General features: G+C 69.6%; 24 protein-coding genes. 18 read left to right on the top strand and 6 right to left on the bottom strand.

Annotated elements, in window-relative coordinates:
- Positions 1-19: 19 nt before the first annotated feature.
- Positions 20-1,381, top strand: a complete 1,362-nt coding sequence (locus tag OCU_RS45900) for a xylulokinase (protein WP_014381102.1) — start codon at positions 20-22, stop codon at positions 1,379-1,381.
- 9 nt (positions 1,382-1,390) lie between these two features.
- Positions 1,391-2,059, top strand: coding sequence for a GNAT family N-acetyltransferase (locus OCU_RS45895; RefSeq protein WP_008260545.1), 669 nt, complete (start codon positions 1,391-1,393; stop codon positions 2,057-2,059).
- 19 nt (positions 2,060-2,078) lie between these two features.
- Here OCU_RS45895 and OCU_RS45890 read toward each other — a convergent pair whose 3' ends face one another.
- Positions 2,079-3,002, bottom strand: coding sequence for a class I SAM-dependent methyltransferase (locus tag OCU_RS45890; protein ID WP_014381101.1), 924 nt, complete (start codon positions 3,000-3,002; stop codon positions 2,079-2,081).
- A gap of 246 nt (positions 3,003-3,248) precedes the next feature.
- Here OCU_RS45890 and secY point away from each other — a divergent pair, with 246 nt between their 5' ends.
- From secY to OCU_RS45850, 8 genes are all read left to right on the top strand, one after another.
- On the top strand, positions 3,249-4,574 hold the full coding sequence (gene secY, locus OCU_RS45885) for a preprotein translocase subunit SecY (protein ID WP_008260543.1): 1,326 nt from the start codon (positions 3,249-3,251) through the stop codon (positions 4,572-4,574).
- Entirely contained in the window at positions 4,571-5,116 is a 546-nt protein-coding gene (locus OCU_RS45880; protein ID WP_009956578.1) for an adenylate kinase, read from the top strand. Before secY ends, OCU_RS45880 begins: the two co-directional genes overlap by 4 nt.
- A gap of 2 nt (positions 5,117-5,118) precedes the next feature.
- Positions 5,119-5,922 (top strand): type I methionyl aminopeptidase, encoded by an 804-nt coding sequence (gene map, locus OCU_RS45875; RefSeq protein ID WP_014381099.1) that lies wholly within the window; start codon positions 5,119-5,121, stop codon positions 5,920-5,922.
- A gap of 208 nt (positions 5,923-6,130) precedes the next feature.
- Complete coding sequence (locus tag OCU_RS45870) at positions 6,131-6,622, top strand: sigma-70 family RNA polymerase sigma factor (protein ID WP_009956581.1); 492 nt, start codon at positions 6,131-6,133, stop codon at positions 6,620-6,622.
- Between the two features lie 29 nt (positions 6,623-6,651).
- The gene (locus OCU_RS45865) at positions 6,652-7,371 is read left to right on the top strand and encodes an anti-sigma factor family protein (RefSeq protein ID WP_036429494.1); all 720 of its coding nucleotides are present in this window, start codon (positions 6,652-6,654) and stop codon (positions 7,369-7,371) included.
- A 14-nt stretch (positions 7,372-7,385) separates the two neighbouring features.
- Positions 7,386-8,594, top strand: coding sequence for an FAD-dependent oxidoreductase (locus tag OCU_RS45860; protein ID WP_036459676.1), 1,209 nt, complete (start codon positions 7,386-7,388; stop codon positions 8,592-8,594).
- Between the two features lie 23 nt (positions 8,595-8,617).
- The gene (locus tag OCU_RS45855) at positions 8,618-9,184 is read left to right on the top strand and encodes a DUF4389 domain-containing protein (protein WP_014381096.1); all 567 of its coding nucleotides are present in this window, start codon (positions 8,618-8,620) and stop codon (positions 9,182-9,184) included.
- Positions 9,181-9,804, top strand: coding sequence for a class I SAM-dependent methyltransferase (locus tag OCU_RS45850; RefSeq protein WP_009956585.1), 624 nt, complete (start codon positions 9,181-9,183; stop codon positions 9,802-9,804). The genes OCU_RS45855 and OCU_RS45850 overlap by 4 nt, the downstream gene beginning before the upstream one ends.
- Here OCU_RS45850 and OCU_RS45845 read toward each other — a convergent pair.
- A complete protein-coding gene (locus tag OCU_RS45845; protein WP_009956587.1) occupies positions 9,791-12,307 on the bottom strand; it encodes an FtsX-like permease family protein in 2,517 nt (838 codons plus the stop codon). The two genes, OCU_RS45850 and OCU_RS45845, sit on opposite strands and share 14 nt — an antisense overlap.
- Positions 12,304-12,999, bottom strand: coding sequence for an ABC transporter ATP-binding protein (locus tag OCU_RS45840; RefSeq protein WP_009956588.1), 696 nt, complete (start codon positions 12,997-12,999; stop codon positions 12,304-12,306). The genes OCU_RS45845 and OCU_RS45840 overlap by 4 nt, the downstream gene beginning before the upstream one ends.
- Before the next feature lie 54 nt (positions 13,000-13,053).
- Between OCU_RS45840 and OCU_RS45835 the strand changes: the two genes are divergently transcribed.
- The 5 genes from OCU_RS45835 to OCU_RS45815 are packed head-to-tail and all read left to right on the top strand — an operon-like array spanning position 13,054 to position 18,054.
- Positions 13,054-14,829, top strand: a complete 1,776-nt coding sequence (locus tag OCU_RS45835; RefSeq protein ID WP_043955847.1) for a thiamine pyrophosphate-binding protein — start codon at positions 13,054-13,056, stop codon at positions 14,827-14,829.
- Positions 14,810-15,457 (top strand): hypothetical protein, encoded by a 648-nt coding sequence (locus OCU_RS45830; RefSeq protein ID WP_008260527.1) that lies wholly within the window; start codon positions 14,810-14,812, stop codon positions 15,455-15,457. The genes OCU_RS45835 and OCU_RS45830 overlap by 20 nt, the downstream gene beginning before the upstream one ends.
- Positions 15,458-15,464: 7 nt before the next feature.
- The gene (locus OCU_RS45825) at positions 15,465-16,484 is read left to right on the top strand and encodes a 3-oxoacyl-ACP synthase III family protein (RefSeq protein ID WP_009956589.1); all 1,020 of its coding nucleotides are present in this window, start codon (positions 15,465-15,467) and stop codon (positions 16,482-16,484) included.
- Positions 16,484-17,539, top strand: a complete 1,056-nt coding sequence (locus OCU_RS45820) for a pyridoxal phosphate-dependent aminotransferase (RefSeq protein WP_009956590.1) — start codon at positions 16,484-16,486, stop codon at positions 17,537-17,539. The genes OCU_RS45825 and OCU_RS45820 overlap by 1 nt, the downstream gene beginning before the upstream one ends.
- An 8-nt stretch (positions 17,540-17,547) precedes the next feature.
- A complete protein-coding gene (locus tag OCU_RS45815; protein WP_008260522.1) occupies positions 17,548-18,054 on the top strand; it encodes a MarR family transcriptional regulator in 507 nt (168 codons plus the stop codon).
- Positions 18,055-18,137: 83 nt separating this feature from the next.
- On the opposite strand, the gene mmsB is transcribed toward OCU_RS45815, so the two are convergent.
- From mmsB to OCU_RS45800, 3 genes are read right to left on the bottom strand one after another with little or no spacing between them, the layout of a single operon-like run.
- Positions 18,138-19,016: a 3-hydroxyisobutyrate dehydrogenase gene (mmsB, locus tag OCU_RS45810; protein ID WP_009956591.1), complete on the bottom strand. Its 879-nt coding sequence runs from the start codon at positions 19,014-19,016 to the stop codon at positions 18,138-18,140.
- 12 nt (positions 19,017-19,028) lie between these two features.
- Positions 19,029-20,198 (bottom strand): acyl-CoA dehydrogenase family protein, encoded by a 1,170-nt coding sequence (locus OCU_RS45805; RefSeq protein WP_014381094.1) that lies wholly within the window; start codon positions 20,196-20,198, stop codon positions 19,029-19,031.
- An 8-nt stretch (positions 20,199-20,206) separates the two neighbouring features.
- Positions 20,207-21,727 carry a CoA-acylating methylmalonate-semialdehyde dehydrogenase gene (locus OCU_RS45800; protein WP_014381093.1) on the bottom strand — a complete coding sequence of 507 codons (1,521 nt, stop codon included), beginning with the start codon at positions 21,725-21,727 and terminating at the stop codon, positions 20,207-20,209.
- 103 nt (positions 21,728-21,830) lie between these two features.
- Here OCU_RS45800 and OCU_RS45795 point away from each other — a divergent pair, with 103 nt between their 5' ends.
- Genes OCU_RS45795 through OCU_RS45785 form a run of 3 tightly spaced genes read left to right on the top strand, consistent with a single transcriptional unit; the run spans position 21,831 to position 24,556 of the window.
- The gene (locus OCU_RS45795) at positions 21,831-23,267 is read left to right on the top strand and encodes a hypothetical protein (protein ID WP_014381092.1); all 1,437 of its coding nucleotides are present in this window, start codon (positions 21,831-21,833) and stop codon (positions 23,265-23,267) included.
- Positions 23,268-23,309: 42 nt separating this feature from the next.
- Complete coding sequence (locus OCU_RS45790) at positions 23,310-23,861, top strand: RNA polymerase sigma factor (RefSeq protein ID WP_008260512.1); 552 nt, start codon at positions 23,310-23,312, stop codon at positions 23,859-23,861.
- Positions 23,858-24,556: a Rieske (2Fe-2S) protein gene (locus OCU_RS45785; RefSeq protein ID WP_014381090.1), complete on the top strand. Its 699-nt coding sequence runs from the start codon at positions 23,858-23,860 to the stop codon at positions 24,554-24,556. The genes OCU_RS45790 and OCU_RS45785 overlap by 4 nt, the downstream gene beginning before the upstream one ends.

Raw genomic sequence — 24,556 nt, 5'->3', positions numbered from 1 at the left:
CTGGCGTACGGTGACGCCCGTGTCACGCATAGACGTCACAATCGGCATCGACGTCGGCAGCACCGCGGTCAAGGCGATAGCCGCCGACGCCGACGGCAACGTGGCGGCGCGGGTGCGCATCCCCCACGCGCTGCGGGTCCCGGCGGCCGACCGCCTCGAGCACGACGCCGACGAGGCGTGGCGGCGGGGGCCGTCGGCGGCCCTGGCCGAACTGGCCGACCGGACCGATGTCGCGGCGGTGGCCGTCTCGGCGATGGTGCCGTCGATGACCGCCGTCGACGCGACGGGCACGCCGATCACGCCGGGGCTGCTGTACGGCGACGGCCGGGGCCGCACCCCCGGCGGGGACGCGCAGCCCCTGCCCGCGCTCGGCGAGGCGGCGGAGTTCCTGCGGTGGACGGCCGCGCAGGAGCCCGACGCCGCCGGCTACTGGCCCGCGCCGGCGGTGGCCAACCACGCGCTGGCCGGCGACGCCGTGATCGACATCGCCACCGCCGCCACGGCGTTCCCCCTGTTCGACGGGACCGGCTGGGACCCCGCCGCGTGTGCCGAGCGCGGCGCCCGCATCGAGCAGATGCCGCGGGTGGAAAGCATGGGGGCCGTCGTCGGGGAGGTGCGGGGCAGCGGCGCCGCGCTGGCCACCGGCGCGATCGACGCGCTGTGCGAACAGATCGTGGCCGGCGCCGACCGCGACGGCGACGTGCTGGTGATGTGCGGCACCACGCTGATCGTGTGGACGACCATTTCCGAGCCCCGGCAGATGCCAGGGCTGTGGACCATTCCCCACACCACGCCCGGCAAGAGTCAGATCGGCGGGGCGAGCAACGCCGGCGGGCTGTTCCTCGGCTGGGTGGATCGCGTTGTGGCGCAAGCGGATCCGACGGCCGTCGAACCCGGCCGCGTACCGGTGTGGTCGCCCTACCTGCGCGGCGAGCGCAGCCCGTTCCACGACCCGGACCGCCGCGGCCTGCTCGAGGCGCTGGATCTGACCCACGACGCCGCCGCGCTGCGGCGGGCCGCCTACGAGGCGTCGGGCTTCGTGGTGCGCCAGCTCATCGAACTGTCCGCCGCGCCGGTGTCGCGCATCGTGGCCACCGGCGGCGGCACCCGGGTCGGGCCGTGGCTGCAGGCCATCGCCGACGCCACCGGGCGCCCCGTCGAGGTGTCCGCGGTGGCGGAGGGGGCCGCGCTGGGGGCCGCCTTCCTCGCCCGCATGGCCGCCGGCCTGGAGACGACGATCGCCGACGCCGCCCGTTGGGTGCGCACCGAGCGCGTCGTCGAGCCCGATCCCGTATGGGCGGCGGCGGTCGAGGACCGCTACCACCGCTTCCTACAGATGGCAGAGCGCCGATGTGGCGCGGTGGCACCACCGCCGTTCTAGGCTGGTGCAATGACCGACCACGACCGCAAAGCCACCCGCCGGGAAATCGCCGACGCCCTGTCGAAAGCCGTGGAGCGGCGGCACGAAATCGCCGACGCCATCGTGGAATCAGAGAACAGGGCGGCCGCGGTGGAGGCGATCGTCCGGCTGCTCGACACCTCCCACCTGGCCGCCGAGGCGGTGATGGGCATGTCGTTCGATCAGCTCACCATCGACTCGCGCCGCAAGATCCTCGCCGAACTCGAAGACCTCAACAAGCAGCTGAGCTTCACCCTGGGCGAGCGCCCGGCGAGCTCGGGAGAGACCCTGGAGTTGCGGCCCTTCTCCGCCGCCACCGACCGCGACATCTTCGCCGTGCGCACCGAGGAGATCGGCGCGGCCGGCGACGGCTCGGGCGGGCCGGCCGGCAGCCTGGACGACGAGATCAGCGCGGCCCTCGGACGCGTCGACGACGAGGAGGCCGCGTGGTTCGTGGCCGTCGACTCCGGCCAGAAGGTCGGCATGGTGTTCGGCGAGCTGGTCCGCGGCGAGGTCAACGTGCGGATCTGGATTCACCCCGATTACCGCAAGCGGGGCTACGGCACCGCCGCCCTGCGCAAGTCGCGCTCGGAGATGGCGTGGTGTTTCCCCGCGGTCCCGATGGTCGTGCGCGCACCGGCGGCCAAACCCCCCGGCTGAGCGCTGGGCGTGGCCGCGGTTATGAGCCCAATGTCGCGGTGACCGCAACGATGTTGGGGTGCTGCGCCGCCTCGTCATCGTCGGGGAATTCCAGGCCGTAGTCGCCGAACAGATCGCGCCGCGGCCGGGTACTCACCCGCCATCCCCGGCCGGTGAGGTAGTCGACGACGTTGCTGCGCTCGCCGTCGAAGAACAGCCCCGAAAGGTCGATGTCGCAGCCGACTCTGGCCCACCTGTCGTTGAACTCCCGCGCGCGTTGCGACATCGTCGTCCCGTTGTCGGGGTGATATTCGGTGGCCAGCTTGCTGCCGGGCGCGCTGAGCGCGGTGATGTTGTCGAAGAGCCGGTCCTGCGCGTCGGGCGGCAGGTACATCAGCAGGCCCTCGGCACTCCACGCCGTCGGCCGCGTCACGTCAAAGCCGCTGCCGCGCAACGCCGCCGGCCAGTCCTCCCGCAGGTCGATGCCGACGGTCCGCCGGTCCGCGGCCGGGGAGGCGCCCAGGCTGGCCAGGGTGGCGCTCTTGAACTCGACGACCTTGGGCTGGTCGACCTCGTACACCACGCTGCCGGGCGGCCAGCCCAGCCGGTAGGCGCGGGCGTCGAGGCCGGCGGCCAGGATCACCGATTGGCGAATCCCGTCGCGGGCGGCATTGAGGAAGAAGTCGTCGAAGAAGCGGGTGCGCACCGCCATCGAATCGGTCTCCAGCGCCAGCTCCTTCCCGCCGCCTCCGGCCGCCCCGTCGCCCTCGGGCTCGGTGACCTCGCCGTCGACCAGGCGGCGGAAGAAATCCAGGCCGACCGCCCGCACCAACGGCGCGGCGAACGGGTCGTTGATGATCGGATTGGTTCCCCCGCTGGCCAGCGCGCGGGCCGCGGCGACCATCGTGGCGGTGGCGCCGACGCTCGAGGCCAAGTCCCAGCTGTCTTGGTCGGTGCGTGTCATACTGCTCCCAAGTTACTTAGCAAATGCAACGAGACAGCCGCACTCTACGCCGCCGGCCTGACGGCTTCCTGTGCTTTTTCCGGGGCCCCGTCCGAGCATTTCCGGTGGCCGCGGGAAAGGCCCTGACCGGACCTGACCGGACCAGCTGTTAGTCTCGTACACGGTTCGACGCGCGACGCCGTACGTCCTGGCCTGCGGGAGTTGGGCGCGTGATGCAGGAAACCCCCGGCTGCGCAGGAGGAAGAGTTGCTTTCCGCTTTCATCTCATCGCTGCGGACAGTCGACCTGAGACGGAAGATCCTCTTCACGCTTGGCATCGTCGTCTTGTACCGGGTCGGCGCCGCGCTGCCGTCCCCGGGCGTCAACTATCCGAACGTCCAGCAGTGCATCAAAGAGGCCAGCGGCGGCGCGGCCGGACAGATCTATTCGCTGATCAACCTGTTCTCCGGCGGGGCGCTGCTCAAACTCACGGTGTTCGCGGTGGGCGTGATGCCCTACATCACCGCCAGCATCATCGTCCAGCTGCTCACGGTGGTCATCCCGCGGTTCGAGGAACTGCGCAAGGAGGGCCAGTCCGGCCAGGCCAAGATGACGCAGTACACCCGCTATCTGGCGATCGCGCTGGCGATCCTGCAGGCCACGAGCATCGTGGCGCTGGCCGCCAACGGGGGGCTGCTGCAGGGCTGCTCGCTGGACATCATCGCCGACCAGAGCATCTTGACGCTGATCGTCATCGTGTTGGTGATGACCGGCGGCGCGGCCCTGGTGATGTGGATGGGTGAGCTGATCACCGAACGCGGCATCGGCAACGGCATGTCGCTGCTGATCTTCGTCGGCATCGCGGCCCGCATCCCCGCCGAGGGCAAGACCATCCTGGACAGCCGGGGCGGGATGATCTTCACCGCCGTGCTCATCGCCGCGCTGATCATCATCGTCGGCGTGGTGTTCGTCGAGCAGGGCCAGCGGCGCATCCCGGTGCAATACGCCAAGCGCATGGTCGGCCGCCGGATGTACGGCGGCACCTCGACGTATCTGCCGCTCAAGGTCAACCAGGCCGGTGTCATCCCGGTGATCTTCGCGTCCTCGCTCATCTATATCCCGCACCTGATCACCCAGCTGATCCGCAGCGGCAGCGGCGGCGTGGGCAACAGCTGGTGGGACAAGTTCGTCGGCAGCTACCTGTCCGACCCCAGCGACCCCGTCTACATCGGCATCTATTTCGGGCTGATCATCTTCTTCACGTACTTCTACGTGTCGATCACCTTCAACCCCGATGAGCGCGCCGACGAGATGAAGAAGTTCGGCGGGTTCATCCCCGGGATCCGGCCGGGCAAGCCGACCGCCGATTACCTGCGGTTCGTGCTGAGCCGGATCACGTTGCCGGGTTCGATCTACCTCGGTGCGATCTCGGTGCTGCCCAACCTGTTCTTGCAGATCGGCAACGGCGGGGCGGTACAGAACCTGCCGTTCGGCGGCACCGCGGTGTTGATCATGATTGGCGTGGGCTTGGATACGGTCAAGCAGATCGAGAGTCAGCTCATGCAGCGCAACTATGAAGGGTTCCTCAAGTGAGAGTCGTTTTGCTGGGTCCGCCGGGGGCGGGCAAGGGGACGCAGGCGCAGAAGCTCTCCGAAAAGCTGGGGATCCCGCAAATCTCCACCGGTGAGCTGTTCCGCAGCAACATCGAGAACGGCACCAAACTGGGCCTGGAGGCCAAGCGCTACCTGGACGCCGGTGACCTGGTGCCCTCGGAGCTGACCAACCAGCTCGTCGACGACCGGTTGAGCGACCCGGACGCGGCCAACGGCTTCATCCTGGACGGGTTCCCGCGGTCGCTGCAGCAGGCCAAGGCGCTGCACGAGATGCTCGAACGCCGCGGCACCGACATCGACGCGGTGCTGGAGTTCCGGGTCTCCCAGGACGAGCTGCTGCAGCGGCTCAAGTCGCGCGGCCGCGCCGACGACACCGACGACGTCATCCTGAACCGGATGAAGGTCTACCGTGACGAGACCGCCCCGCTGCTGGACTACTACCGCGACGAACTCAAGACCGTCGACGCCATCGGCACCTTGGACGAAGTGTTCGCCCGCGCGCTGCAGGCGCTGGGCAAGTAGAAATGAACCCGCTGGCGCGGCTGCGGAGTCGCAAGGTGGTGCCGCAGCGCAGCGCCGGCGAACTCGACGCGATGGCCGCGGCGGGCGCGGTCGTGGCGGCCGCGCTGCAGGCCGTCCGGGCCGCCGCGGTGTCCGGCGTATCGACGCTGAGCCTCGACGAGATCGCCGAATCGGTGATCCGCGACGCCGGGGCGGTGCCGTCGTTCCTGGGCTATCACGGCTACCCGGCATCGATCTGCGCGTCGGTCAACGAGCGGGTGGTCCACGGAATCCCTTCGGCCGCAGAGGTTTTGGGCTCGGGTGACCTGGTATCGATCGACTGCGGCGCCGTGCTGGACGGCTGGCACGGCGACGCCGCAATCACCTTCGGGATCGGGACCCTGGATGCGGCCGACGAAGCGCTGTCCCAGGCCACCAGGGAATCGCTGGAGGCCGGGATCGCCGCGATGGTGCCCGGCAACCGGTTGACCGACGTATCGCACGCCATCGAGATGGGTACGCACGCGGCCGCGGCCCGCCACTCGCGGTCCTTCGGAATCGTCGAGGGATACGGCGGCCACGGCATCGGCCGGCAGATGCACATGGACCCGTTCCTGCCCAACGAGGGCTCGCCAGGGCGCGGGCCGCAGCTGGCCCCCGGGTCGGTGCTGGCCATCGAGCCGATGCTGACGCTGGGAACCGGCAAGACCGTGGTGCTCGACGACCAGTGGACGGTCGTCACCACCGACGGCTCGCGGGCGGCACACTGGGAGCACACCGTCGCGGTCACCGAGTCCGGACCGCGCATCCTGACCCTGGGGGCCTGAACGAGCCGCGATCGCAGGCGCGGCGAAGCCGGGCGCGGCGGGTCGGGGCCGTTGAACGAGCCACGATCGCAAGCGCGGCGAAGCCGGGCGCGGCGGGTCGGGGCCGTTGAACCGGGCGCCTGCTCGGCTCGTTCTCCCGGCAGGAGGTGATCGAGTGGCTCGTGTGGCTGGCACTCGGAACGCGTCAGCGGCTGCCGAAGCCGCTCTGATGAAGGCGCTTTTCGACGAACACGCCGCGGTTCTGTGGCGCTACGCGTTGCGCCTGACGGGGGACACGAGCCAGTCCGAGGATGTGGTCCAGGAAACGCTGCTGCGGGCGTGGCAGCATCCCGAAGTCGTCGGGGACACCGAGCGCTCGGCGCGGGCGTGGTTGTTCACCGTCGCCCGCAACATGATCATCGACGATCGGCGCAGCGCGCGGTACCGCAACGTCGTCGGTTCGACCGACGTCTCGGGGGCGCCCGAACAGTCCACGCCGGACGAGGTCAACGCGGCCCTGGACCGGTTGCTGATAGCGGACGCGATGGCCCAGCTGTCCGCCGATCACCGAGCGGTGATCGAACGGTCCTACTACCGCGGTTGGACCACCACGCAGATAGCTGCAGACCTCGGCATCGCCGAGGGAACGGTGAAGTCGCGACTACACTATGCCGTACGGGCGTTGCGACTCACTCTGCAGGAACTTGGGGTTACCCGATGAGGGCTCCGAAGGCTTGAGGGGTGAAGGACATGGATGAAATGAACACGCCGGTGGCCGATATCGGCCCTCCCGAAGACCGCTACGCGATGTGGGATGCCGCATACGTGCTGGGGTCGCTGTCGGCCGCGCAACGCCGCGAATTCGAGACGCACATGGCGCGCTGCCCGGCCTGCCGTGAGGCGGTCGCAGACCTCAGCGGCGTGCCGGCACTGCTTTCGCAACTGGACCGCGACGAGGTGGCCGCGATCGACGAGTCCGGCCCGGCGCCGGAGATGTCCGAGGAGATGCTGCCGTCGTTGCTGGCGGCGGTGCGGTGGCGCCGGCGGCGCACCCGGGTGGTGACCTGGGTGGCCTCCGCCGCGGCGGCCGCGGTGCTGGCGATCGGGGTGTTCGTCGGCCTGCAGGCCTGGTCGTCGACTCCCGCCCAGCAGGTGACCGCGTCGGCCGAGCCGATGGCGCAGGTGGGCACCTCGCTGCTGACCTCCAGCGTCCAGGTCACCGGCCAGCACTGGGGCACATCCATCGCGCTTCGGTGCGTGTGCCTGGCCCCGCTGAACGCGCACCATGACACGCTGGCGATGGTCGTGGTGGGTCGCGACGGCAGCCAAACGCGGCTGGCGACCTGGGTGGCCGTGCCCGGTCACACCGCGACACCCGTGGGCGCGATCTCGACCCCGGTCGACCAGATCGCCGCCGTGCAAGTGGTCGCCGCCGACAGCGGCAAGGTGTTGTTGCAGCGTTCGCTGTAGAGATCGGAGCCAGCGTGTTCGGGCGTCCGCTTCGGGTGCTGGTGGTGGGCGCCGGCGTGGCCGGCATCTCCGTCGCCCGCGGCTTGGTGGGGGACGGACATGACGTCACCGTCTTCGAGCGCCGGCCCGACGTGCAGGCGCCCGGCGGTGCGGTGACGATCTGGTCCAACGGTGAGACGGTGCTGAACCAGCTGGGTGTCGACATGGGCGGCGCTGGCCGCCTGCTGGCCACCGTGCGGGCCGTGACGTCCCACGGCCGGCCGCTGGCCACGCTCGACGTCACCGCGATGGTGCGGCGGCTGGGCGCACCCGTGCGGATGGTTCCGCGCCGAATATTGCTGGAACGCCTTCTCGACGGGTTCGACGCCGAGCGCATCCGGTGCGGCTCCCCGGTGATCGCGGTGAACCGTACGGACGTCGGTGTCTGCGTGGAGTTCGGCGACGGCACCGTGGCTGATGCGGACGTGGTGATCGGTGCCGACGGGTTGCACTCGATGGTGCGCAATTGCGTTGGCGCGCAAGCCGCCAAGCCGACCGGCTGGTGCAGTTGGCAGGGGCTTGCCACTGTCCCGGAGATCGCGGATTCCGATGCCGCGCTGATGATCATCGGTGCGCGCGGAAACCTCGGCCTGTGGCCCGCCGGCGGGTCGGAGGTGCAGTGGTGGTTCGACCTGCCGTGGTCGCATGGCTTCGTCCGACCGCAGCGCCCGATCGAGATGATCCGGTCCCACTTCGCCGGATGGTCCGACTCTGTCGACCGGGTGCTCGCGACGCTGAGCGACGACGACCTGGCCGGCTCGCCGTTCCCGCATTTTCGCCATCCGATTCCGGGCCCGGGGCACGGCCCCGTCACGTTGCTCGGCGATGCCGCGCACGCGATGCCGCCCACCCTGGCGCAGGGGACCAACCAGGCGCTGCTCGACACGATGGTTTTGTGCAAGGCGCTGAGGGATTTTCGCGGTGGGACCAACGGCGGCGCCGATGTCTCGGCCGCCCTGCGGTGGTATGAGAGGACCCGTCGACGCAAAGTCATGGCCGTGTCCTGGGTGGCGTCGCTGCCGGTGTCGCACGGTGAGTTCGTGCTGCGACCGGCCGCGCTGATCTCCGACCGGCTGCAGGCCGGCGCGCTGACGACGTTTCTGCGCCTTACGAGTCACCGCCGGATGTCCGCCGAAATCAGCCGAAACTTGGGGGTAGCGGCGACGGTCCCGTCAAGCCCGTGAACAGCCCGGCCGATTCCGTAAGAGTGCGAGGCGATTTCGACTCGCCCTCGCGCTGGCTCTGGCTGGTGAAGTGGTGCGTGCTGGCCGTGCCGCACTACCCGATACTGATACTGCTCTACCTGATCTATCCGTTCTCGACCGTGGCGGCCGGAGTGGCCATCCTGTGCACCGGGCGATATCCGCGGCCGCTGTTCGTATTCAACGTCGGCGTGCTGCGCTGGTCGTGGCGGCTGATGAACTACCGCTTCCCGATGAACAGCACCGACAGGTACCCGCCTTTCACGCTGGCGTCTCGGCCCGACTACCCCGGCGATCTCGCGGTCGACTATCCCGAGCGGCTGAAAAACTGGGCGGTGCTGGTGAAGTGGCTGCTGGCCATCCCCCAGGTTCTGCTGTGCTGGTCGATGGAGGCGCCGCTGCAGGTGCTGTGTGTCATCGCCGCGCTGGCGCTGCTGTTCACCGGGACGATCCCACGGGGCGCGTTCGATCTGCTCATGGGCATGGTCCGCTGGCGATACCGGGTGGCGGTGTACGTGTCGTTGATGCGCGACGAATACCCGCCGTTCCGAATGGATTTGGGCGCACGATGACCCTGCGAAGCCTGGCGTTCCCCTACGTGTACCGATTCGGCCAGCCGCTTTTCGACCGGCTCTTTTACCACCGCTACCGACGGGCGGCGCTGAGTAACGCGAACGGCCGGCTGCTGATGCTCGGGCTGGGGCCGGGAACCGACTTGATGTTTCTGCCCGACACGGTGACGTCGGTCGCCGCCGTGGAGCCCGCGGCGCCGTTCCGGCGGATGGCCGCGAGGCTCGCCCGGCGCCGCGGCATCGCGGTCGACCTCGTCGAGGGAACGGGCGAGTCGATTCCCTTCCCGGACAACTCTTTCGAATCCGTCCACGCCGGGCTGGTGTTGTGCTCGGTCGGCGACGTGGCCGCAACCCTCGGCGAGATCCGGCGGGTGCTGGTGCCCGGCGGCAGGCTCGTGGTCCTCGAGCACGTGCGCGGTGACGGCGCGACCGGCCGGTTCCAGGATCTGATCGCCAAGCCGTGGTCGTGGCTCGCCGGTGGCTGCGAGCCGAACCGGCGCACCCTCGAGGCCATCGCCGCCGCCGGATTCGACACCGCCGCGCTGCGCAGCATCCGAACGCCGGTGCCCTTCCCGTGCAAACCCCATCTGCAGGGATTCGCCACCGTCACTCGACGCTGACCGCCTCGATGATGGACAGGCGCGCCGCGCGCCGTGCCGGTGGCACCGAGCCGAGCAGGCTGATCGCCAGCGCCCCGAGCGTGAAGGCGAGCGCCAGGGGGCTCGGGTGAAAGCCGACTTCGAAATTCATGATGTCGTCGCTGATGCGGCTGAACAACCACTGGTCGGTCAGACCGAGCGCCAGCCCCAAAACGCCGCCGACGACACCGATTCCGGCCGCCTCCGCCAGCACCATCCGCAAGGTGAACCGCCGGCTGGATCCCATGGCGCGCAGCACGCCGATTTCGCGGCGGCGTTCGTTCACCGAGAGCGTCAGCGTGTTCAGCAGTGCGACCGCGGCCACCGCCACGACGATGACCCACACCGCGTTGGCGATGAACATGCTCTGACGCAGCGGGGCCTGCAGCCCCGCCAGCGCGGTGGGGCCGTCGTACACGTGGTTCGGGGCCGGCGCCGCCTCGCGGACGCCGGCCAGCAGCCGCTGCCGATTCACCCCCGGGGCCGCGGCGATTTGCAGTGTCGTCGCCGCCGGGCGATCGAACCAGGCCCGCATCTGGTCGAGGTCGATTCCGACGGTGCCGATCACGGTCGAGAAGAACGGCACCAGGGCCAGCACGGTCACCGACCGCGGGCCGTGCGGCGTTTGGAGCCGCAGTTGGTCGCCGGCCCGGACGTGCAGAGTGGTGCCGAGAATCCGCGTGAGCACCACACCGCGGCCGGCGAGCACCTCGGTGCGCACCCGTTCGTCCAGCGCCCGGAAGAGCGCATCGTTGCTGCCGGCGGAAAACCCGTCGAGCAGGACGCGGGTACCGCCGACCACGGCGAAACCGAACGCTCCCTCGGTCACGCGCGCCACGCCGGGAAGCGCGGCGACCTTCGCGGAAAGCCCCTGTGGCAGAACGTCGGTGGGGTAGCTGTCGGGCGGGTCCGCGCTCACCCACACGTCGGTATCGGTGACCGGTGCGAAGATGTCCCGCGCGGACCGAATCATGTCGGCGTTCGTGCCGGTGATCACGACGGTGGTGAGTACCCCGATGAGCACGGTCATCACGGTCGCCCACACCCGGCGCGGCGCACGCTGGATCGTCGCCGCGGCCAGCGCCCCGAACGACCCGAACGTGCGCGCCATCGCCGCCGTGGCGTGGACGATGGGCGCGGTGAGCGCGAAGCCCAGGGCGATCTCGGCGCCCAGCACCGCGGCCATCGCCACGACGGCGTAGCTGCCGCGCTGGCCGGTGACGACCGGCGTCGACACCGCGAACACCGCCACCGCACCAACCCCGCCGGCGATGCGCAGCCACCGCGGCACCGTGTCGGCCGCCGAGGCCCCGACCGGCGCGAGCGCCTCGATCGGCGAGACCTTGTACACCTGCCGCGCCGCCATCGCCGAGGCCGCCACGCTGGTCAGCGCCGTCGCCGCGAGCGCCAGCGGTATCGCATAACCGGGCAGCCAATACTGCACGCGGGCTTCGAGCCCTTGCGTCATCGCCGGGGGCAAGCGCCCAATCGCGATGTGGCCCGCCACAATTCCCATGCCGGACCCGATTGCCCCGCCGATCAGGCCGAGCACCGCCGCCTCCGCCAGCATGTCGCCGACGATGCTGGCGCGCCGGCCGCCGATAGCCCGCAGCATCGAGATGACCGGCCGGCGCGCGGTGATCGCCATCGTCATCGTGGTGTAGATCAAAAACGCGCCGACCACCAACGCGACCGCGGCGCCCAGCAGGGCCATGTAGTTCATCAGCTTGACGCCGTCGCCGGCGCGGGCCGCCCGAAAGCTCGGGGCCGCGACGATCGCACGGCCGTGCACGGCGGCGGTGACCGCGGCGCGGACGGCGCCGGGGTCGGCGCCCCGCTTCGTGGTGATGAGTATCGAGTCGAGTTGACCGGTGCGGCCGGTGGCGTTCTGCGCCAAGGCAAGTGGCGCAAGCACGTAGTGCCCGCCGTTGAGGTCCTCGTATCGCTTGCCCGCGAGCACATCGGTCACCGTGACCGACGCCGAACCCAGTTGAAACGCCTGGCCTTTCGCATAGCCGACGCGGGGTCCGGCCTGAACGCCGGACGGCGTCGAGGACAGCGCCTGCACCGGCCGGGTCACCACGTCCTTGAGGGCGCCGCCCAGGGCGGCGGTGCTCGCGTCGGCGCCCAGCAGCAGCACCGGCCCCGACGGTGTGGACGCCGACGCCCGGATCATCGGTGCGGCGGTGGCTACGCCGGGAACGCCGGCCACGTCGGCCAGTATCGAGTCGGGGAATCCGCCGTCGGTGATGCCGGACACCTCGAGCGCGGCGACCCCGGCGATCCCGTCGGCCAGCCGGCCCACCGACCCGGTGATCGACCCGAAGATGCCGAAGATCGCCACCAAATACGTTGCCGAGACCGCCATTACGGCGATCGACGCAAACGTGCGGCGTCGATGCACGGCCAGCTCGCGCAGGCTGAACACGCGCAGCCTGCTCGCCGCGGCCGTGAGCTTGAGGCCGCGCCGCGCCCCGGGCCTCACCCCGCGACCGCCATCACGTCCGAACCGACGCGACCGTCCTGCAGCGTGATCACCCGGTCGGTGGCCGCGGCCGCGTCGGCGTTGTGGGTCACCATCACCACCAGCCGACCCCCACCCTCCTCGTGCGCCACCTCCGCCAACAGCGCCAAAATGGACGCGCCCGTCGCGGAGTCCAGGTTTCCGGTCGGCTCGTCGGCGAGGATCAGCGGCGGGTTCATCATCAAGGCACGCGCGACCGCGACCCGCTGCATTTGGCCGCCGGACAGTTCCGCCGGCCGGTGCTGCGCCCGGTTGCCGAGCCCGACCCGGTCCAGCAGGCGGATCGCGTCCGGCTTGGCGCTGCCCAACCGGACTCCGTCGAGCAGCTTGGGAATCGCCACGTTCTCCCAGGCCGACAGCGTCGGCAGCAGGTTGAAGAACTGAAAGATGAAACCCACCCGCCGATGGCGGAACCGCGACTGCTGTTCATCGCTAAGGCGGGCGATTTCCTCGCCATCGAAGGCGATCGACCCGGAATCGGGGGAATCCAAGGCGCCGAGCACGTGCAACAGCGTGCTCTTGCCCGCCCCGGACGGTCCGACGACCGACACGAACTGCTCGTCCGCCAGCCGCAGGCTGACGCCGTCGAGCGCCCGCACCGTTTGACCGCCGACCCGGTATTCGCGCACGACGTTGCAAAGTTCGACGGTCATTCAAACATCACGATGGCCGCCGGTGAACGGTTCATGTACTGGATCTGGACGACGATGAACCGACCGGGCCGCTACCTCGTTTCATCAGGCATGCTTGGCAGGCACCGGGTGGTCGACCATATCGTCGGGCACCTCGCGGCGATCGGAGTCGATCACATCTTCGGTGTGGACGGCGCCAACATCGAGGACGTGTACGACGCCGCGCACTTTTGCCCCGACATCGACGCGGTGCTGGCCAAGCACGAGTTCTCCGCGGCCACCATGGCCGACGGGTACAGCCGAAGCGGGGCCGGGGTGGGCGTGGTGGCCGCGACCTCGGGCGGGGGCGCGCTGAACCTCGTTGCGGGTCTGGGCGAGTCGCTGGCGAGCCGGGTTCCGGTGCTGGCGTTGGTCGGCCAGCCCGCCCGCACGATGGACGGCCGCGGCAGCTTTCAGGACACCAGCGGCGCAAACGGATCGTTGAACGCCGAGGCATTGTTCTCGGCGGTATCGGTGTTCTGCGAGCGGCTGCTGACGCCGGCCGACATCGTCTCGCTGCTGCCCCGGGCCATCGCCGCGGCGCGCATCGGCGGACCGGCGGTGTTGTTGCTGCCCAAGGACATTCAGCAGGCCCATCTTGACGCCGGGCGTGACGACAATGACGCGGATGGCATGCGGGCCGCGATCGGCAACCCGCATCCGATCGTCGCCGAGCTGCGGCGGGTGCAGGGACGGGTCACCATCCTGGCCGGCGAGCAGGTGGCGCGCGATGACGCCCGCGCCGAACTCGAAGAGCTACGCGCGCTGCTGCACGCGCGGGTGGCGACCGTGCCGGACGCGAAGGATGTCGCGGCTGCAGACGGGGGGCCGGCCGCGTTGGGGGTGACCGGCGTCATGGGTCACCGCAACGTGGCCGAGGCGGTGGCCACCAGCGCGGTGTGCCTCATCGTCGGCACCCGGCTGGCGGTCACCGCGCGCGGCGGCCTGGACGAGGCGCTGGCGGCGGTGCGGACGGTCTCGATCGGTTCGGCGCCGCCGTATCTGCCCTGCACCCACGTGCATACCGATGATCTGCGCGGCTCGCTGCGCGCGCTGACCCATGCGGTTCGCCACCGCGGGCGGCCGGCCGGTCCGCGCATCCCCGGCGCGGGCCGGCCCGCCGAAATGACGCCCCCGCCCTTCACCGGGCCGGGCGTGCGGTACCGCGAGGCCATGGCGGTGCTGGACGATGTCGTGCCCGACGGGTCCGACATCGTGGTCGACGCCGGCAACACCGGCGCCGCGGCCATCCACTACCTCCCGGTGCGACGCGGCGGCAGGTTCGCCGTCGCGCTCGGCATGGGCGGCATGGGCTACAGCTTCGGCGCCGGGATCGGAATGACGTTGGGGCGAGCCAACACTGGCCGCCCGGCCGGCCGCACCGTGGTGATCGCCGGTGATGGCGCGTTCTTCATGCACGGCATGGAGGTGCACACGGCCGTGCAGTACCGGCTACCGATGACGTTCGTGTTGTTCAACAACAACGCGCACGCCATGTGCGTGACCCGCGAGCAGCTGTTCTACGACGACCTGTACAGCTACAACCGGTTTCGTCCCAGCCGGCTCGGCGCCGGCCTGGCGGCGATGTTCCCCGGCCTGGCGGCGGTGGACGTCAGCGACGCCGATGGATTCGCCGCGGCCATGGGCGCGGCGCTCGACATCGACGGCCCGGCGGTGGTCAGTGTCGAGTGCGCCGCCGACGAGATCCCGCCGTTCGCACCATTTCTCACCGCCGCGCCCGCCAAAGGCCGCGGGGTGGACCAGATTTCACTTGCTGAGGAGAACTTGACCAATGTCGCTGCCAGCGCTTGAGGATATCCCGGACCTCATCGACGGGGTCACCCGCATCGAAACCAGCCCCAGGGAGAAGGCCACGCCGATCATCATGGACATGATGCGGTCGGTGTACCCGCATGACCAGGTCTTCGGGCAGTACTGCACCGTCAACGACTACGTCGACTGCCCGCCCGACGAGCTCTACGAGTACATGGCCGACACCCGCAGCCTGGAGGAGTGGACGTACAGCCTGCGCGGGTTCACCCCCACCGACGAGCCCGGATTATGGCTGGCGCACGACCGGCTCGGCTCGGAAACCGAGATCTACACGCGCACCGTCGCCAACGCCCAGGCGCGGACCGTGGATTACCACTGCGCCTGGGATCAAGGCAAACATCTGTGGATGATCTACCTGATGCGTGTCGTCGACGCCCAGACCGTCCTCGACAAGCCGGGATCGGTTGTGCTGTGGACGAATTGCCACCACCCCTTCTACGACCACAACCCGTACCCGGAGACCGCTCCGGCGCAGCGGCCCGTGTGGGTCGGCGACTTCTGGGACATGTTCGCCGCCGGCCACCTGCTGGAGTTGCGCAACCTCAAGGCGATCGCCGAGTACCGCCACCGCAACGGCCTGCCCGTGACGCCGGTGTGGATGAGATGAGCAGACCATGGCTAAGCCGACCGTCAGCCTGATCGACGTTTCCACCTATCTGCCGGGGGATCCGATTCCCGCCGGCTACTACGCCCGATTCGCCGAATCCGACGACCTGCGCGACAACGTGATGTTCCGCGCTCCGAAGTTTCGCCATCACGTCGGCGCGGACGAGAGCTCGGTCGACATGATCGAGCGTGCGGCCCGGGGCCTGATCGAACGGCACGGCCACGACGTCGTCGCAGGTGCGGACGTGCTGATCACCCACACCCAGGTACCCGACATGGCGTTCTACGGCCAGGGTGGCGGCATCGCGCATCGGCTGGGCATGCGGCCGTCCTGGGTGCTCGACCTGAACAACGGCGGCTGCGCCGCATTCGTGTTGGCGCTCAACGTGGCCCGCACATTGTTGTCCGCGGGCCAGGGCCGCACCGCGCTCATCGCGATCGCACAGAACGCGGCCGGACAATTCTTCGATCAGCCGACCATCCGCCGCAAGGCGCAGTCGGCGGTGCCCGGTGACGGCGCCGCCGTGGGACTGGTCGCGCTGAGCGAACACTCGCCCATCCTGGATGTCGAGTGCCGCACCTACGGCGAGTATGCGGGCGAAATGACGCTGTCCTACGACCCGCCCCGCAAGTGGTGGCAGGCCGGCCCCGGCGAGGGCAGCATCGGTTTCACGGAGAGCAAGATCACCAAGGTGCTGGCCCGCGGCAACCGGCAGGTTCCGGAAGTGGCGCTGGCGGTCTGCGACCGAATCGGGTTGGCCGCCAAGGACATCGACCTGCTGGTCACCAACCAGCCCAACAGGGCGTTTCTGCGCAATTGGCGTGACGCGCTCGAGTTGCCCCCGCAACGTCATCGGGACACCTTTGACGAGTGCGGCAACCTGTTCGGTGCCGGGATCCCGATCAATCTGGACCGCGCGATCGCCGACGGCCAGCTGGGTGCCGGGGAAGTGGTCATGATGGCGGCCTTCGCGCATGCCGGCGACTTCGCCGGCGCCGCCGCGGTGCGCTGGGGCGGACGAGACTGATGCACGCGGTTCCGGCCCCGGTTGCCGGCCAGATCTGCGATGCGCTGCCCGACGCGGTGGATCCGTTCGCCTTGTCGCTCAACGAGAATCCGTTTCCGCCGCTACCGTCGGTGCGTTCGGCGTTGATTCGGTCCGTTTCCGCGGCGAACCGGTATCCGGAGTTCTTGCCGGAGCGGTTGCGCGGCTTGGTCGCCGGCCACATCGGTGTGCCCACCGAGCGGGTGGTGCTGGGCGCCGGGGCGACGGGCGTCGTGTTGCAGGCGCTGCAGGCGCTGACCGCGCCGGGCGACACGATCGCCATGGCGTCGCCGACGTTCGATGGCTATCCGATCGTCGCGCAACTGGCACGATTGAACTCGTCGTTCGTTCCGCTGGACGCGCACGGCCAGCACGACCTCGACGCGCTGGCCGACGCGGCCGGCGCCGCCCGCGTGGTGGTGGTGTGCCGGCCGCACAATCCGACCGGCACGCTGGAGCCCGCGGCCGCCGTTCTCCGGTTCCTGCGCCGGGTGCCGCGCGACACCGTCGTGCTGCTCGACGAGGCCTATATCGAGTTCACCGCTCCCGAGCACCGTTTCGACGTGGCGGCACTGGTCACCCGTTTTCCCAACGTCGTGGTGGTGCGGACCTTCTCCAAAGCCTACGGCCTGGCCGGGCTGCGAATCGGTTACGCGGTGGCGTCCCACCAGCTGGCGCCGACGCTGTGGACCCAGCAGCTGCCGTTCGGCATCGCGATCACGGGCCTGCTCGCGGTCGCGGCGTCGTATGCCGCGGAAGGTGAACTGCTGCGCCGGATCCGGCTGATCACCGCCGAACGCCGCTATCTCCGGATGCGCCTGAGCGCGCTGGGGATCTACACGACCGACGCGCACGCGAACTTCATGTATCTGCCGTCTCAACAGGGCTTGTCGTGGCGTGAGGCTTTCGGCGACGACGCTCCACGCGTGCGGTATTACGCGGACGGTGCCGCGCGGATCACCGTGGGCGGCCGCGCATCGACGACGGCGGTGCTGTCGGCGTTGGGAAAGGCCACGCTCGGGCTCCAAGTGCGGTAAGAAGGGGCGTGGCCGACTCACGACCGGACAAGCGTGATCCGATCGCCGCGGCGCGGGCCAACTGGGAGCGCGCCGGGTGGGGTGACGTGGCGCCGGGCATGGTCGCGGTGACGTCGGTGATGCGTGCGCACCAGATCCTGCTGGCCCGCGTGGAGACGGCGTTGCGGCCCTACGACCTCAGCTTCTCCCGGTACGAATTGCTGCGGCTGCTGGCGTTCAGCCGCTCCGGCGCGCTACCCATCACCAAGGCCTCCGACCGGCTGCAGGTTCACGTCACCAGCGTCACCCACGCGATCCGCCGGCTGGAGGCCGACGGGCTGGTGCAGCGTGTTCCGCACCCCACCGACGGGCGCACCACGCTGGTCCAGATCACCGACCTGGGCCGCTCCACGGTCGAGGACGCGACGATCACGCTCAACAAGCAGGTGTTCGCCGATCTCGGGATGTCCGACGCCGAATCGCAGGACCTCGCGTCGTCCATCGAGACGTTGCGCCGCAACGCCGGCGACTTCTGAAGCTCTTCGTCCCGCGCGCCCAACGTGGAGTTGTTGCGCCGAATCGGCTTATTTCCCGCCACAAGTCGACGTTCGGCGCGCGGTCAACGCAGCGTCTCGATGATCGCGCTGAAGTCCTTGTCACCGTGATCGGCGGCGAACTCAGCGTAGATCTCGGCGGCGTGGCGGCCCAGGGGGGCGGTCGAACCGCTGGAGGACACCGCATCCATCGCCAGTCCAAGGTCCTTGTTCATCAGCGCGGTCGCAAACCCCGGCTTGAAGTCGTTGTTGGCCGGCGACGTCGGGACCGGGCCCGGCACAGGGCAATTGGTGTGCACGGCCCAGCAGTTTCCGGTCGCCCCGGTGATCACGTCGAACAGCGACTGCGCCGACAGGCCGAGCTTTTCGGCCAGGACGAACGCCTCGCCGATCGCGATCTGCTGCACCGCCAGCACCATGTTGTTGCACACCTTGGCGGCCTGGCCCGCCCCGGCCGCGCCGCAGTGAATGATCTTGCCCGCCATGGGTTCCAGCACCGGCCGCGCGCGTTGCAGGGCGGCGTCGTCGCCACCCACCATGAATGCCAGCGTCCCGGCGACCGCGCCGTTCACCCCGCCCGAGACGGGCGCGTCCAGCTGGGCGATGCCGCGCGACTCCGCCAGCGCATGCACCTCGCGGGCGTCATCGACCGAGATCGTGGAGCTGTCGATGAACAGAGCACCGGGCCGCGCCGCGGGCAGAATCTCCGCGTAGCAGCGCTTCACCAACTCGCCGTTGGGCAGCATGGTCATGACCACGTCCGCACCGGCCACCGCGTCGACGGCGGTGTCGAAGGCGGCGACGCCGGCCGCCGCGGCCGCGGACAGCGCCGCGGGCACCGGGTCGAATCCGCGCACCGCATGGTTGGCCGCAACGAGGTTCGTCGCCATGGGCCCGCCCATGTGGCCCAACCCCAGGAAAGCCACGGTCACGTGCTCGGTCATCTGAAGACCCTTCTATGCGGTTGCCGGAGAAGCTCTGAACCGTGCGGCTTCTGCCCGACCGATGACCACTCGCATGATTTCGTTGGTGCCTTCCAGGATCCGGTGCACCCGCAGGTCGCGCACGATCTTTTCCAGACCATACTCGCGCAGGTAGCCGTAGCCGCCGTGCAGCTGCAGGGCCTTGTCGGCGACCTCGAAGCAGGTGTCGGTGACGTAACGCTTGGCCATCGCGCACAACTCGACCTTGTCGGGGTCGTCGGTGTCCAACGCATTGGCCGCGCGCCACAACATCATGCGCGACGTCTCGAGGCCGGTCGCCATGTCGGCCAGGGCGAACCGGATGGTCGGTTCGTCGAGCAGGGACTTGCCGAACGCCTGCCGATCGCGAACGTAGGCTCCCGCCTTGTCGGCGGCGGCCTGGGCGCCACCGAGCGAGCACGCGGCGATGTTGAGCCGGCCGCCGTTGAGGCCGTTCATCGCGATGCCGAATCCGGCGCCCTCGCCGTCCGCGCCACCCAGCATCGCGTCGGCCGGCACCCGCACGCCCTCCAGGATCACCTGGGCGGTGGGCTGGGCATGCCAGCCCATCTTCTCCTCCAGCGCGCCGAAACTCAGCCCCGCACTGTCCTTTTCGACGATGAACGCCGAGATGCCGCGCGGGCCCTCGCCGCCGGTCCTGGCCATCACCACGTAGACGTCCGACGCGCCCGCGCCCGAGATGAACTGCTTGACCCCGTCGAGCACATAGTCGCCGCCCTCTTTGACCGCGCGGGTGCTCAACGCGCTGGCGTCGGAGCCGGCGCCCGGCTCGGTGAGGCAGTAGCTGGCGATGACGTCCATCGACGCCAGGCGCGGGACCCAGTCCTTGCGCTGTTCGGCGGTGCCGAAGGTGTCGATCATCCACGCGCACATGTTGTGGATCGACAGGAATGCGGCGGTGGTGGGGTCGGCGATCGCCAGCTGCTCGAAGATGCGGACCCCGTCGAGCCGGCGCAGCCCGCTGCCGCCGACGTCCTCGCGGCAGTAGATCGCCGCCATGCCTAGCTCCGCCGACTCACGCAGCACGTCGGTCGGAAAGTGCTTGGCCGCATCCCATTCCAGGGCGTGCGGGGCCAGGCGCTTGGCGGCGAACGCGGCGGCCGTCTCGGTGATCACCCGTTCGTCGTCGTCAAGGGTAAACATGCGCGGCCCTAATCCATTGTGGGAATGACGAATTCGGCGCCGTCCTTGATGCCGGACGGCCACCGAGACGTCACCGTCTTGGTCTTGGTGTAGAAGAGGATTGACGACGGACCGTGCTGGTTGAGGTCGCCGAAGCCGGAGCGCTTCCAGCCGCCGAAGGTGTGGTAGGCCACCGGCACCGGGATCGGCACGTTGACACCGACCATCCCGACCTGCACGCGGGAGACGAAGTCGCGGGCGGCGTCGCCGTCGCGGGTGAAGATGGCCACGCCGTTGCCGTACTCGTGCTCGGACGGCAGACGCAGGGCCTCCTCGTAGTCGTGGGCGCGCACGATGCACAGGACGGGCCCGAAGATCTCGTCGGTGTAGATCGACATGTCCGGGGTGACGTGGTCGAACAGGGTCGGCCCGATGAAGAAGCCGCCTTCGAGGTTGGCGTCACCGAAAGTCAGGTCGTCGCTGGCGCGTTCGCGGCCGTCGATGACCAATTCGGCGCCCGCGTCGACGCCCTGGCCGATGTAGTCGCGCACCCGCGCCACGGCGGCCTCGGTCACCAGCGGACCGTAATCGGCCTTGGGGTCCAGGCTGTGGCCCACGCGCAGGTTGTTGATCCGCTCGATGAGCCGGGCGCGCAGCCGGTCCGCGGTCTGCTCACCGACCGGGACCGCGACGCTGATCGCCATGCAGCGCTCGCCCGCGCTGCCATATCCCGCGCCGATCAGCGCGTCGACGGCCTGGTCCAGGTCGGCATCGGGCATCACGATCATGTGGTTCTTCGCGCCGCCGAAGCACTGCGAACGCTTGCCGGTGGCCGCGGCCCCGGCGTAGATGTACTGGGCGATGTCGGAGCTCCCTACGAACCCGACCGCCTGGATGTCCGGGTGGTTCAGGATGGCGTCGACGGCCTCCTTGTCGCCGTGCACGACCTGGAACACGCCCGGTGGCAGGCCGGCCTCGACGAAGAGTTCGGCGAGGCGCACCGGGACCGACGGGTCGCGCTCGCTGGGCTTGAGCACGAACGCGTTGCCGCAGGCCAGCGCCGGGCCGGCCTTCCACAACGGGATCATCGCCGGGAAGTTGAACGGCGTGATGCCTGCGACCACGCCCAGCGGCTGGCGCAGCGAATAGACGTCGATGCCCGGACCGGCGCCCTCGCTGTATTCGCCCTTGAGCAGGTGCGGGATGCCGATGGCGAACTCGATGACCTCGATGCCGCGCTGGATGTCGCCCTTGGCGTCGGCCAGGGTCTTGCCGTGCTCGCGCGACAGCAGCTCGGCCAGCTCGTCGTTGTGTTTGTTGACCAGCTCGATGAAACGCATCATCACCCGCGCGCGGCGTTGCGGATTCGTTGCGGCCCAACCTTTTTGGGCCTCGAGGGCCGACGCCACCGCGGCGTCGATGTCGGCCTGGCCGGCCATCGGCACCTGGGCCTGGACACTCCCGGTGCTGGGGTCGAAGACGTCGGCGGTGCGGCCGGACTGGCCGGCGGTGCGCCGACCGTCGATGAAGTGGGGAATCTGTGTGGTCATGGGGCCCTCGGATGTGGTTGACGCGCTTAAGCGGATACTTGCATATCCTAGTAACCCGGTTCGGGCCTTGGCAAGGTGGGTGGCGGGCTAGCCTGACAGCGGTATGCACACCATCGAGGCCGACTACCTGGTGGTCGGGGCGGGCGCCATGGCCATGGCGTTCATCGACGCGCTGGTCGCCGAAGCCTCAGCGGCGCAGGCCCGCGTCGTGGTGGTGGACCGCAACCACGCGCCCGGTGGGCACTGGACCATGGCCTACCCGTTCGTGCGGCTGCACCAGCCCTCGGCGTTCTACGGCGTCAACTCGCTGCCGCTGGGTGGCGACGCCATCGACCAAGTCGGTTGGAACCGGGGGCTTTACGAACTGGCCACCGCCGGCGAGATCTGCGCCTACTACGACCACATCATGCGCCGGCGGCTGCTGCCGAGCGGGCGGGTCAGCTACTTCCCGATGAGCGAATACCTCGGCGAACACCGTGGTGAAGCCCGGTTCCGCACGCTCGCCGGCGCCGACTACACCGTCCGGGTGGCGCGCCGCGTCGTCGACGCCACCTACATGCGGGTCACGGTCCCCGCGATGCGCCCGCCGCCTTATCGGGTCGCGCCCGGCATCGACTGCGTCCCGCCCGGCGACCTGCCGCGGCGCGGCGCCCACGAGCGCTACGTCATCGTCGGGGCGGGCAAGACCGGCATCGACACCTGCCTGTGGCTACTGGGCCAGGGCGTCGACCCGGATCGGCTCACCTGGATCATGCCGCGCGATTCCTGGCTGCTGGACCGCGAGACCATGCAGCCCGGCGCGTTGTTCGCCGAGAAGATCAAGGCCAGCTTCACCGCGCAACTGCGCGCCATCAACGACGCGGCGTCGGTGCGGGATCTGTTCGACCGCCTCGAAGAGGCCGGCCTGCTGCTGCGGATCGACCCGGCGATCCGTCCCGCCATGTACCGCTGCGCCACCGTCACCCGCCTCGAACTCGAGCAGCTGCGGCGGATTACCGACGTCGTGAGGATGGGGCACCTGCGGGCCATCGAGGCCGACACGATGGTCCTCGACCGGGGCGCCGTGGCGGTCAGCGGCCGCGAGCTCTATCTCGACTGCACCGCCGACGGCGCCGAAAAGCGGCCCGCCACACCGATATTCGATTCCAACCGCATCACCCTGCAGAGCGTGCGCGGCTGCCAACAGATCTTCAGCGCGGCGCTGATCGCCCACGTGGAGGCCGCGTACCGCGACGACTCGCTGAAAAACGAGCTTTGCGTGCCGCTGCCGCATCCGGACACCGACATCGACTGGCTACGGCTGGCGTGGGCCGATTACAGCAACCAGCTGCGCTGGTTGGACGACCCGGACTTGATGTCGTGGTTGTCGACGGCGCGCCTGGACCTGTTCGGTCACCTGATCGGCCACCTGCTGCCGTCCGCGTCGGCGAAGCCCCGGGTCCGCGACCGGATACTGGGCATCGCCAAGTCCGTGTTTTCCGCCACCGCCACCAAGCTCGACGAGCTGATGGCCGCCGAGGCCGCGCTCGCCGCGCGCTGACCCGTGTAACCCGAGCCGATATTGATCGGGTGAAGGAGGCATGTGGCGGCAAGAAGCGATCCCGTCGGGCCGCGACCCCTGCGCGCGGTACCCGGCGCCGGGCATGAGCCCGGCTACCCGGACTGGGAGGCCGTGTACTCCGACAACGTGGGGTGGGTGTACCGCACGCTGTTCGCGCGCGTCGGCAACCGGACCGACGCCGAAGACCTCACCGCCGAGGTGTTCCTCGCCGCGCTGCGGCCGCTGCGCCTGACCGTGAGCGTGGCCGAGGTGCGCGCCTACCTGCGGGCCACGGCCAGGACGGTGCTGGCCGCACACTGGCGCCAGACCCTGGGACGGGAGATCACCTCGATCGAGGACATCGAGCAACCGGCCGACAGCGAGGAGGCGATCAGCACCGCGCCGCAGCGGGTGGCCCGCGTCCTGGACGCCCTGCCGGATCGGTATCGCCTGATCCTGGAATCGCGCTTTCTGCGCGGCAATTCGATCAAGGAGTCGGCCGCGGAACTCGGAATCAGCGTGCCCAATGCCAAAGTGCTCCAGCACCGCGCCCTGCGGCTGGCGGCGCAGGTCAACGATGGGGGCAAGCAATGAATGCGCGGGGCTTGCGACGCTATGTCGACGATCTGTTGCGGGGGCGCCGGCCCAGGCCGTTCGCGCCCGACGACTTCGAGGCGGCGCAGCTGCGCACCGCCATCGAGCTGCGGGCCGCCCGCAGCGGGGATGACACGCCGCGCCCGGAATTCCTCGCCGATCTGCACCGTCGCATCGGCGAGCAGATGTCAGGCACGCCGCCGCGAACCCCGCCCGGGCGCACCGGCACGCGCCGCCAGGTCATCGTCGGCACGTCGGCCGCGGCGACGGCCGCGGTCGCCGCGGTTTCCCTCGATCGCGCAGTGATCTCCGGTCGCCATCGGCGACCGAGTGCCCTGGATAACGCCGCCGGGCAACTCACCCCCAACGAGGGAAGCTGGCAGCGCGTCGCCTCCAGCTCGGACGTGCCCGACGGGGCCATGCGCGCTTTCGATCTGGGTTCGGTGACCGGATTCGTCCGGCGCATCGACGGCAACGTGCACGCGATATCGGGGGTGTGCACCCATCAAGGGTGCAAGCTGTGGTTCGACGCGCCCGAAGACACCTTGCGCTGCCCCTGCCACACCACGTCGTTCTCGCCCAGCGGGCAGGTGCTCACCCACCAGTTGCCGATCGCACCAAAACCGTTGCCCGAATTGATGGTTCGTGAGGTCGACGGTGCTATCGAGGTCTTCGCTCCGGGGCGCCGCGCCTGA

The sequence above is a fragment of the Mycobacterium intracellulare ATCC 13950 genome (assembly GCF_000277125.1).
Taxonomy (GTDB): domain Bacteria; phylum Actinomycetota; class Actinomycetes; order Mycobacteriales; family Mycobacteriaceae; genus Mycobacterium; species Mycobacterium intracellulare.
The sequence above is the reverse complement of the archived record's forward strand: the minus strand, read 5'-3'. Positions and strand labels throughout refer to the sequence as shown.